At 38.1% G+C, this 11,495-nt stretch carries 10 protein-coding genes; 4 read left to right on the forward strand and 6 right to left on the reverse strand.

Annotated features, from left to right (window positions below; all coding sequences use genetic code 11):
* The 6 genes from H7254_RS15045 to H7254_RS15070 all read right to left on the reverse strand — a co-directional run.
* Nucleotides 1-188, reverse strand: a 188-nt coding sequence (locus H7254_RS15045; RefSeq protein WP_301933741.1) for a CoA-binding protein, incomplete at its 3' end; no start/stop codon positions are given.
* Between the two features lie 15 nt (nt 189-203).
* The gene (locus H7254_RS15050) at nt 204-602 is read right to left on the reverse strand and encodes a thiol-disulfide oxidoreductase DCC family protein (RefSeq protein WP_301933742.1); all 399 of its coding nucleotides are present in this window, start codon (nt 600-602) and stop codon (nt 204-206) included.
* Between the two features lie 484 nt (nt 603-1,086).
* Nucleotides 1,087-2,748 (reverse strand): pyruvate dehydrogenase complex dihydrolipoamide acetyltransferase, encoded by a 1,662-nt coding sequence (locus tag H7254_RS15055; protein ID WP_301933743.1) that lies wholly within the window; start codon nt 2,746-2,748, stop codon nt 1,087-1,089.
* A 211-nt stretch (nt 2,749-2,959) separates the two neighbouring features.
* Nucleotides 2,960-4,783 carry a DNA polymerase III subunit gamma/tau gene (locus H7254_RS15060; protein WP_301933744.1) on the reverse strand — a complete coding sequence of 608 codons (1,824 nt, stop codon included), beginning with the start codon at nt 4,781-4,783 and terminating at the stop codon, nt 2,960-2,962.
* Between the two features lie 69 nt (nt 4,784-4,852).
* A complete protein-coding gene (locus H7254_RS15065; protein ID WP_301933745.1) occupies nt 4,853-6,025 on the reverse strand; it encodes a hypothetical protein in 1,173 nt (390 codons plus the stop codon).
* A 63-nt stretch (nt 6,026-6,088) separates the two neighbouring features.
* On the reverse strand, nt 6,089-7,201 hold the full coding sequence (locus tag H7254_RS15070; protein WP_301933746.1) for an endonuclease/exonuclease/phosphatase family protein: 1,113 nt from the start codon (nt 7,199-7,201) through the stop codon (nt 6,089-6,091).
* 302 nt (nt 7,202-7,503) lie between these two features.
* Between H7254_RS15070 and atpD the strand changes: the two genes are divergently transcribed.
* The 4 genes from atpD (at nt 7,504) to H7254_RS15090 (ending at nt 11,418) form a co-directional block, all read left to right on the forward strand.
* Complete coding sequence (gene atpD / locus H7254_RS15075; protein ID WP_301933747.1) at nt 7,504-9,009, forward strand: F0F1 ATP synthase subunit beta; 1,506 nt, start codon at nt 7,504-7,506, stop codon at nt 9,007-9,009.
* A 203-nt stretch (nt 9,010-9,212) separates the two neighbouring features.
* Entirely contained in the window at nt 9,213-9,464 is a 252-nt protein-coding gene (gene atpC / locus H7254_RS15080) for an ATP synthase F1 subunit epsilon (protein WP_301921376.1), read from the forward strand.
* Between the two features lie 149 nt (nt 9,465-9,613).
* Nucleotides 9,614-10,207, forward strand: a complete 594-nt coding sequence (locus tag H7254_RS15085) for an RNA polymerase sigma-70 factor (protein WP_301933748.1) — start codon at nt 9,614-9,616, stop codon at nt 10,205-10,207.
* A gap of 59 nt (nt 10,208-10,266) precedes the next feature.
* Nucleotides 10,267-11,418, forward strand: coding sequence for a FecR family protein (locus tag H7254_RS15090; RefSeq protein WP_301933749.1), 1,152 nt, complete (start codon nt 10,267-10,269; stop codon nt 11,416-11,418).
* Nucleotides 11,419-11,495: the final 77 nt, after the last annotated feature.

Raw genomic sequence — 11,495 nt, forward strand, 5'->3', positions numbered from 1 at the left:
AGCGTTACGGTATCAATATCGTTCAGCAATTTTTTTTCCGTTTCAATTACTGTGGTGCCAATGGCCCCGTTTTTTATACCGAGCGCTACTACAGGATGCTGATGTGCTGATAATTTTTGTACGGCCAGATAACTGTACCGTGCAGGGTTTGCGGATGCACCGATTACCAAAGTTTTTTTCTTTTGCATAATTATTTTTTCCGATTACAAAAATCTGGCCTTTAATTCCGGTGTTGGAATTATGCAGGAATCTTTTTTGCCAAACCAACGGTAGCGGTTTTTCGCAATCGAGGTGTACACTGCATCCCGGATAAATTTTGGGACAATGGTAAAAATAGATAAGCAGCTCCACGCACCTTTTATTTGCTTTGCAACCTTTAAGGCTCCGGAAGATTTAGTATATATTTTGTTATCCTGTAGCAAAATAAAGGAACCAAAATCGGTTGAAGGAAGATTGTACTGTTTTAACAATTGTTGCCCGGCTTCACTTTGTAAAGAGGCAAATAAAAATATTTCATCGGGATCATGCCGGATAACAAACTGTACTGCACCATTGCAAAGGTTACAAATACCGTCGAATAATATAATGGGTTTTGAATACATTGATATTGTAAAGGTAAATGGTATAGTTTGTTGTAACACCGCTAAATCAATATTATTTTTTACAGAACTGCATATTATAGGTTGCTTAAACTTTTTAAATATTCAAAACTGCTTTTAAAATAAGTAGCCTTTTCATAAAATAAAGTACAAGCTTATTATTCCGATATTTTTTAAGAATAAGATTTCTGCAGGAGAACGATTTTTATTAGGATTAAACAGCCTCCCAAAAAACTGAATTTTTTTGTGGTTACTGAATAACCAAATTTTTTACAACTGAAAATTATTTGCGTGTTGAAAGCCAAAGCGGAACAATGGTATTGGGTACAAGAGGGCGACGCAACGATTTACCACAAGGCTTCTTAGCCCGGACAACTATTATTACTTCTTTAAAAGTTGTAATAAAATGTTCAATAATGTTTGGTGAACTCAATAAAAAAAGCGCTGGCTTTTTAAACCAACGCCTCTTAAAAATTTATAAAAGAACTTACACCAACATCGTAACCGGATTCTCTAAAAACCTTTTTAATGTTTGTAAAAAGGCCGCACCCACAGCACCATCCACACTTCTATGGTCGCAGCTCATTGTAAGTTTCATAATGTTGATTACACCAAAACCATCACCTTTCTTTACCACTTTTTCTTTAATGGCACCTACGGCTAAAATTGCACTGTCTGGTGGATTAATGATGGCAGTAAACTCTTCAATATCCATCATTCCTAAATTAGAGATGGTAAAGGTATTACCACTAAATTCTGCAGGCTGTAATTTTTTATCTTTTGCTTTAGCATACAATTCTTTTGCATCTGCCGCTATTTGTGATAAAGATTTTTGATCGGCAAAACGAATTACCGGAACAATCAAACCTTCAGGTAATGCCAGCGCAGAGCCAATATGGATGTGTTGATTGTGGCGTATAAATTCTCCCATCCAGCTGCTGTTAACATCGGGATGCAGGCGCAAAGCCATGGCACTGGCTTTAATGATCATATCATTAAAAGAAATTTTTACCGGGCTTATTTCGTTCATAGCCACTCTTGAAGTTATGGCATTGTCCATGTTGATTTCCATGGTTAAATAAAAATGCGGTGCGCTAAACTTACTTTCACCCAAACGGCGTGCAATTACTTTACGCATTTGTGTAAGGGGCGTATCGGTATAATCTTCCTGTCCGGTTGCAGTAAATACAGGCGCAGCTTCAGCAATTTTCGCAGCAGGAGCCTCAACTGTTTTAGCTGGCGCAACTGCGGGTGTATAATTGTCAATATCTTTTTTAGTAATACGGCCATTGTCTCCGCTGCCATTTATTTTTGATAAATCAATCCCTTTATCGGCGGCTAATTTTTTTGCCAGGGGTGAAGCTTTGATGCGTTGATCGGTGAAAGAAATTTGATCGTTGGTAGTTGGTAGTTGATCTTCAGGGACTTTTAATGTTACTGCTTCTTCTTCCTCCTTGTCACCGTCAGGGGCCGTCGCATTACTTCCGGATTTTTCAGCGGCCACATAAGCGCTCACATCTGTTCCTGGTTTTCCAACAATAGCAATGATCTCATTTATTTTAGCGGCGTTGCCTGCTTCTACACCAATGTATAATAAGGTGCCTTCTTCATAGCCTACTACTTCCATGGTGGCTTTATCCGTTTCCACATCTGCCAGTACGTCATCACTTTTTACGGTGTCGCCCACTTTTTTATTCCAGGATACTATCTTGCCTTCCGTCATGGTATCACTTAGTAACGGCATTCTTATTTCTTTGGCGCCTTCAGGTAAAGCTACTTTTGCAGTTTTGGCTACCGTGGCAGCAGGTGCTGCAACAGCTGTAATAGTAGGGGCTGGTGCTTCGGCTGTCTTTTCTGGTGCTGGTTTTGCTGCGTCTGTATCATCAGTAAGCAAGGCCTGAAAATCTTCTCCTTCTTTACCAACAATGGCAATAATCTGATTAATTTTTGCAGCCTGTCCCGCAGGTACACCAATATAAAGCAAGGTTCCGTCCACATAACCGTTTACTTCCATGGTAGCTTTATCGGTTTCCACATCTGCCAGTACATCATCGCTTTTAACCTTATCGCCTACTTTTTTATTCCAGGTTATTATTTTTCCTTCGGTCATAGTATCGCTCAACAGCGGCATGCGTATTACTTCTGCCATAATAAATAATTTCTGTTTTGTTTTTAATTGAAGGTCGAAATTAATGCAAAAAAGGGAAATGTACCATTGTTGATGGGTGCATTTAAAATTGAGGCATTAAAATGTATAAATTTAACGAAAGGACGACCCGAAATACAAAAGCCAAAAAGTAAGGACACTTTGTGGACTTTATATTATTTTTTCACATTGTTTGCAATGCTGGCTTCATTAATTAGTCAAGCTCTAATTTTAACCTTTCTTTTAATTCCTTTATCAGCGGGTATTCCTCAATTATCTTTAGGTACTGTTGTTTCCTGGTTAAAGGAACTTGCGTTGCAACAGCAGTATCTTCTTTTTCTATCACCAAAACCTGGTAAGTAAGTACCCGGTTATTAAAATGTTGCTGCAGATGTGTAACCAGTTGTGCCCGCTCTACCTCAATAAATGCTTTGTGTATTTCGCCCTGTGTAATAATTTCAATTGTGTTGTTATCAATTACTTTTAATTCGGCTGCTTTAAAATTGGTTACGGCCGAAAAATTACTTTTAAGTCTTAGTTTTTCAATAAACTGGCCCCAGCACACATACAATTCATCTTCCGTAACCTGCATGGCCTCGTTGTTGCCATTTTTATTTTGCTGTGCTATTTGCTGGCGTATTTTGTTAAGCGAACCAAGTGTTGTTTTGGGGGTTGCAATGGCAGCAGTTGCGCCCGGTAAATTTGATGCAGGAGGATTAACCGGTAATTTTTTTATTATCGGGGAGGGTTCTTCAATGATCAATGTTGCTTCGCGCTGTGCGGTACCAGTTGCCGGCTGTTTACGCTGAACTACAGTTTCAGTAAGCTTTTCAGTGGTAGATTGTTTTAATTTTTCAACAGGTAAAGCCCTGAATGCAATTGTTTTTACACCATCAATTATTTTTTTTTTAGTTACAACACCATCGTTGTTTACCAGTTCCAGCGCCTGCTGCAAATAACTTAGTTTAATAATGGTGAGCTCAACATGCAAACGTTTATTGCGGGATTGCTTGTAATTCAGTTCGGCTTCGTTTAAAATATTTAAAGCACTGATGATATATGCGGCAGGTATTTTTTGAGCGGTCTGTAAATATTTTTGTTTAAAATCTTCCGCCACTTCCAGCAGCATCGCTACTTTGGCATCACGGCTTACCAGCAGGTTGCGTAAAAATTCGGCAAAACCATCTAAAACAGTATCCCCTTCAAAACCTTTGCGGTTTATTTCATCATACATTAACAATGCACTGCTTAAATCTTGTTGTTGTAAATAATCCAGCAGTTTAAAATAATAATCTTCGTCTAAAATATTCAGGTGCTCTAATGTATTGGTGTAGGTAACTGCACCGTTGGTAAAACTTACAATCTTATCAAGGATGCTCAACGAATCCCGCATGCAGCCTTCGCTTTTTTGCGCAATTACGTGCAGGGCAGCTTTATCGGCTTTGATGCCTTCTTTATCGCAAATTTCCTGCAGGTGTTCAACCGTATCACCGTTGGTAATTCGTTTAAAATCAAATATCTGACACCGGCTTAAAATGGTGGGCAGTATCTTGTGTTTTTCGGTTGTAGCTAAAATGAAAATGGCATAGGGTGGCGGTTCTTCAAGCGTTTTTAAGAATGCATTAAACGCCGAAGCACTTAGCATGTGTACCTCATCTACAATGTACACTTTATATTTACCAGCCTGTGGTGCAAAGCGAACCTGCTCTACCAGGCTACGGATATCATCCACGGAATTATTACTGGCCGCATCCAGTTCATGAATATTTAACGAAGTGCCTGCATCAAAAGAAACACAACTGTTGCAAACATTGCAGGCCTCGCCGTCTTTTGTCTGGTTTTCGCAGTTGATTGTTTTAGCCAATATCCGGGCGCAGGTGGTTTTACCTACCCCTCTTGGTCCGCAAAATAAAAATGCATGCGCCAACTGGTTATTTTTAATAGCATTTTTCAGCGTGGTGGTAATATGCGCCTGACCTACCACCGTTGAAAAATTTTGTGGCCTGTATTTTCTTGCTGATACTACAAACTTATCCATGCCTGCAAATTACGATTAATACCCTTTTTTGAAAAGATATTTATTGATAGATTCCTGTTTTTGTAAAACCTACGCCAGCATTGGGTGCCGTTTAAATTCTTTTGTTCTATCGAATAAATATCGGTACGTAGTTAGCCTGCGGCTTTCAAAAACTTCTCCGAGGCTCTGGGCTATATTGATCATTTTAGGATTAAAATCCCCAATCCACTGCATTTCATATTCTGTATAGGAAAGGTTAGGTGTTTGTATTACTTTGGCAGATTCTACCACAATATAGGCATCAATGCCTTGTCCCTGCCATTCGGGCACTACTCCAAATACAATTCCGCAAAATTTTTTATTGGGCTTAAATTGTTTAAGCCATAAAAATTGTAGTTTTTGCAATAAGCCAAATTTACCATCCAGGTATTTAAACCACTGATTTAAATCTGGCAGGTTTACAAATATTGCAATGGGTTCATTTTTATGGTAAGCAAACCAGATAATTTTTTCATCCATTACCGGCTTCATTTTGTTAAATAAAAGTACCACTTGTTCTTGGGCCATTTGTTTTAAACCGCCATGCCCTGCCCAGGCTTTATTGTAAACTGTGGCAAAATCACCGGCAAATTTTTCCAGGTGTTTTTTGTCGATGTAACGGGCTGTAAAATCAGGATCGGTTTCAAACCGGGCATGTCTTTGAAACATTTTAGTACTTAAAGAATCTTTGGGATGCATGCCAAAACAAAGTTGGTTGAAGAAGGGTTTGAACCCATAACTTTCAAGTAATTGCTGGTAATACGGTGGGTTGTAATTCATGCAGTACATTGGTTCTGTAAAACCTTTTGTTACCAGGCCCCACCATCTGTCCCGCTCGCCAAAGTTAATGGGGCCGTCCATGGCTTCCATACCTTTTTGCATCAGCCAGTGCTTGGCATTGTCTAATAAAAAGTCTGCGGCTTCCTGCTCATGGATGCATTCAAAAAAACCAATGCCACCTACCGGTACGTCATCTCCCTTATTTTTATATTTTTTATTTACAAAAGCCGCTATGCGGCCAATAAGATTGTTTTCGTTGTCTGTTAAAATCCAGCGGGCAGCTTCGCCAAAACGAAATGCCTTGTTTTTTTTTGTATTAAATACTTCTTCAATATCCTTATCCAGCGGGCGTATCCAGTTAGGGTCTTTTTGATAAATTTTTACAGCCACCTGCAAAAATTGTTTGGCGGTTGCGGTATCATTTACGGGAATAAGCTGCATCATAATTTTAAAAGAAACAAATGTAAGTAAGGCAATGCAGACTTCATGTTTTGCGATGTAGTGCTTTTAAAAACTCATATCTGCCATAATTCCATAGTGATCGGAATATGGAACCGTTAGCCGGTGGTACTGGTGAATATCAAATTTTTTGTCAGCAAAAATATAATCTATCCGCAGCGTTGGAGATATAAATCGGAATGTTCTTCCCAGCCCAGCACCCTTTTGCAAAAAAGCATCCTGCATATTTCCCTTAACGGTAAAATAGGTATAAGAATTGGGTACATCATTAAAGTCGCCGCAAAGAATAACGGGGTAAGGACTTTTTTGCACAAAGTCATGTACAATATCGGACTGGATGCTTCTGAAGTGGTAACCCCTTTTTAATTTGCTCACGATTGTTTTAGAATCTTTAAGCCCGCTTTTTTCACTGTGTTTTATCTGATCAAGACTTTGATATTCCCTTTCGCCAAACCTGACCGATTGCAGGTGAATGCTAAAAACCCTTATTGGTTTTCCTTTGAAATCAATATCAGTATAAATAAGCTGTTGCACAGATTCGCCGTCGCCAAAATCATAAACACCGGTATTAGTAATGGGATATTTTGAAAAAATAACCATGCCCATTTCACTGTACTTTAGCTCACTGTAACCGGGAATATAATAATGGTAGGGATACCCCATTTTTTGCAGTTCAGGAATGGTAGCATCATACTTTGCAAGATTTCTTGATTCAAGAAATTCCTGAAAACAAAGTATATCTGCATCATATTTTTTTATTTCTGCAAACATCAGGGGGCGATAGCTGGTTCCCCCTTTTTTTTCTTTATTCAATTCATCCCAGCTGGAAACATTCCAGGATAAAACACGCAGATTACCCCGAGCTTTAGCATTAGTAAAAGTTTGAAAAGGATGCCAGCCAAAAGCTACCGCCACTTGTTGAAAACTTATCACAAGCGCTATTAAAGAAAGCAAATACCACCTGGACCCCACGATGAGCCAGGCAGCTAAAAAAATAGCCACCGCACAAACCAACAAGGGAAATGCCAGCCCTATAATGCTGATAAACCAAAATTTTCCTGCATTTAGATAGGGCACCAGGCAGGTAAGCAGGTAAATAAAAACCACCAAAATATTACCGGCTAAAAAAAGTCTGCTAATTATTTTGTTTGAAAAAGCCAATTGAAATACGTTTTTTTACTAACGAAATGGATGAAAGGATATTTTAAAAACCCTATTAAATTTAAATGAAGATAAACACCACCTGCAACTTAATTAAATTTTAAAATTGCTATAGTAAAGAAAGGCTTCTTAACACCCGAATAACGATTTTAAAAAAAATCAACATAAAATAAAAAGGAATAACCGATGAATAAGGAGGTAAAACCAGCCACCAAAATATTGATTACCGGATTTCAAAAATTACTTTACAACCCTTACCTTTGCGCTCTAAAAAAACCCCTCATTACAATAAAATTTGATTTATGGCCAATACAGGCAAGATAAAATCGATCATTGGTGCCGTAGTTGACGTACAGTTTGACAGTGGCAGCAAACTTCCGGAAATTTTAAACGCATTGGAACTAAAGCGTGAGAATGGCGATTCACTGATATTGGAAGTTCAGCAGCATCTGGGTGAAGACAGTGTACGCACTATCGCAATGGATGGTACGGAAGGTTTGGTAAGGGGCATGGCGGTAACAGATACCGGTATTCCTATATCAATGCCGGTGGGAGATGGAATTAAGGGACGTTTATTTAATGTAACTGGCGACGCCATTGATGGTTTGCCACAGGTTAGTAAAGTTGGTGGCCGTCCAATACACGCCAAGCCTCCTTTATTTGAAGACCTTAGTACTGCCAATGAAATTTTATATACCGGTATTAAAGTAATTGATTTGATTGAACCTTACGCAAAAGGTGGTAAAATTGGTTTGTTTGGTGGAGCGGGTGTAGGTAAAACAGTACTAATTCAGGAGTTGATCAACAATATTGCAAAATCATATAGTGGTGTTTCTGTTTTTGCAGGTGTGGGTGAAAGAACAAGAGAAGGAAATGATTTGATGAGAGAGATGATTGAAGCCGGCATTATGAATTACGGCGACAAGTTTAAACATAGCATGGAAGAAGGTGGATGGGATTTAAGTGCTGTGAATATGGAAGATTTGAAAGAGTCGAAAGCAACTTTTGTATTTGGACAAATGAACGAACCACCAGGTGCCAGGGCACGTGTGGCTTTAAGTGGATTAACTATTGCAGAATATTTCCGTGATGGGGAAGGAACAGGACAAGGCAAAGACATTTTGTTTTTTGTAGATAATATCTTCCGTTTTACTCAGGCGGGTTCTGAAGTATCCGCTTTGTTAGGCCGTATGCCATCAGCGGTGGGTTACCAGCCTACACTGGCAACTGAAATGGGGTTGATGCAGGAAAGAATTACTTCTACCAAAAATGGTTCTATTACTTCGGTACAAGCGGTATATGTACCTGCGGATGATTTAACCGATCCAGCTCCTGCTACTACTTTTGCGCATTTGGATGCCACTACGGTATTGAGTCGTAAAATTGCCGATCTGGGTATTTATCCTGCGGTAGATCCATTGGATTCAACCTCAAGAATTTTAACGCCGCTGATTGTAGGTGATGAACATTACAATACCGCCAACCGGGTAAAATTAATTTTACAACGCTATAAAGAATTGCAGGATATCATCGCAATACTTGGTTTGGATGAATTGAGCGATGATGACAAACAAACCGTATCAAGGGCACGTAAAGTACAACGTTTCCTTAGCCAGCCTTTCTTTGTGGCTGAACAGTTTACCGGTTTAAAAGGAGTATTGGTGCCAATTGAAGATACCATTCGTGGCTTTAACTCTATTATGGATGGCGAAGTAGATGAATATCCTGAAGCAGCATTTAACCTGGTGGGTACTTTGGAAGATGCCATAGAAAAGGGTAAGAAGCTGATAGCGGCAGCGCAGGCATAAATAGTTAATTAGCAAATGTGAAAATTAGCAAATTTGAAAACAATCTACAAAATGTATATAGTTTTCAATTGAGCAATTTTCAAATTAACCAAGCATAAAAACTAATTAGCAAATCGGAAAATTAGCAAATGGGAAAATTATATACGAAACGTATAGAGTTTTTAATTGAGCGATTTTCAAATTTTCAAATTTTCAAATTAACCATGACTTTAGAAATTTTAACACCCGAAAAAAAATTATTCAGCGGCGATGTATACGGTATACAGTTGCCAGGAATTACTGGTTTGTTTGAAGTATTAGACAAGCATGCGCCAATGGTAAGTGCCTTAAAAGCGGGGAAACTTAAGATTTTAAAAGATAAGAATACTACCCTGTTGTTTACTATACAAAGTGGTTTTGCAGAAGTATTGAATAATAAAACGACTGTATTGGTAGAAGGTGCAGAAGAAGTATAAGATTGAATTTGACTTATTTTAAAACCTTCAATTTATTGAAGGTTTTTTATTTCCCCCCTGTTGAGTTTCAGGTTTTTATTATTCTTACGTTTATACAATTTTATCTCAAAAGCAAATAAACTACTAACTTTAAATTAGAATTGTTTGTTATGAATGGAGAAAAAAGTTTGAATTCAACTAATATTTATCACTTGCAGCAACGCATTGCTGAATATGAAGATGAAGAAGCCTATAAACAACTATTCTTTCATTATTTTCTTCCACTCAAAAGTTTTTCTTACTCCATTATTAAATCAAAAGAAACAGCCGAAGAAATTGTGTCAGATATTTTTTTAGATATCTGGGTAAAACGCAAACAACTGTGCGCCATTGAAGATCTGAAAATGTATTTATACACCAGTGTACGCAATAACTCAGCACGTAGACTGCATCAAAATAAAAAGGCCACTTTTTTTTCTTTAGATGAAGTACAGGTTGAGTTTGCTTCGCCGGATGAAAATGCGGAAGCCATTTTAATGACCCACGAATTATCCTTTAAAATAAATACCGCTATTGAAGAACTGCCCCAACGCTGCAGGATTATTTTTAAGCTGGCCAAAGAAGATAAATTAAAGTATAAGGAAATTGCAGTGCTGCTGAATGTGAGCATTAAAACAATTGATTGCCAGATTGCTATTGCCGTAAAAAAAATCGCTTCTGTTTTAAATATCCCCATCAAAAAAACTTCAACCGCTGAATGTTAATTTATTTTTAACAGATATAGGGGATTTGCTTTGTCTTTGCCTCTTGTTTAATACAAGCTATGAGCAGAGACAGAATTTTTACATTGTTATCCAGAAAACTGGCCGGGGAAACTACTCCCCCGGAACTGGAGGAATTGGCAGAACTGCTTGCTGCAAATCCCGATCAGCAACGTTCAATGGACTTAGCAGATGAATATTGGAATACTGCACCTGAACAGGACAAAGACTTTTTAGAAGCAACGTACCATTTGCATTTAAACAGACTGAAAGATCTTGGTCATGACCTTACCGAAACAGCAACAAACGAAATAAATAATAACTGGAAATACCTGCCTGCTGTTTCGTTTAAACAAAAATATTTAAAAAAGCTGGTGGCTGCCTGTGCTTTTATGATTGTTGCTGCCTCCTTGTTATTTTATATTTTTTCTAAAGATGCTCTTCACATCAATTCTCCTAAAAATCCGCAAAGCGAAATAAGTACAAAAACGGGTTCCCGAACAAAAATACAATTGCCTGATGGTACCGTTGTATGGTTAAACGGCAGCAGTAAACTGGTATACAACAATGAACATTTCGGCGAAGAGATAAGGGAAGTTACTTTAACGGGCGAAGGTTGTTTTGATGTAGTAAAAAATCCAGCAAAACCTTTTATCATCCATACCAGTAAAATGGATATAAAAGTGTTGGGAACAATATTTAATGTACGCTGTTACCCAGAAGAGAGAAATACAGAAACCAGTTTAATAAGAGGCAGTATTGAAGTCACTTTAAAAAACAGGAAAGATAAAATCATGCTGAAACCATCTGAAAAGCTGATCATTAGTGATGAAGCATTTGCAACAACCGGTAAGGCAACATCAGCTGATAATGCTGCTGGTAAAGGAATTGCAAAAGATATGATTGTGTTGCGCCACTTAACAGTGCTTCCGCAGGACAGTACCATTGTAGAAACAGCCTGGGTACAAAATCGCCTGGTATTCAGCAGCGAATCGTTTGAAGAAGTTGCCTTAAAGATGGAGAAGTGGTATGGGGTAGTAATTGTATTTGCTGATGAAAAATTAAAGCAGGAGCCACTTACCGCTACATTTAAAAAAGAAACCCTCCAGGAAGCCCTGCTCGCATTGCAACTAACAACAAGGTTTAATTTTAAAACAGACAATGATACCATCACCCTTTCAAAAACAAAAAATTATGTAAAAATTAAAAGATAAAAAAACGGGAAATGTTGACGCATTTCCCGAATTTAAAACGGCTAACACGGAAAATTTGAAAAACGCTTAAGTGGATC

The sequence above is a fragment of the Ferruginibacter sp. genome (assembly GCF_014377975.1).
Taxonomy (GTDB): Bacteria; Bacteroidota; Bacteroidia; order Chitinophagales; family Chitinophagaceae; genus Ferruginibacter.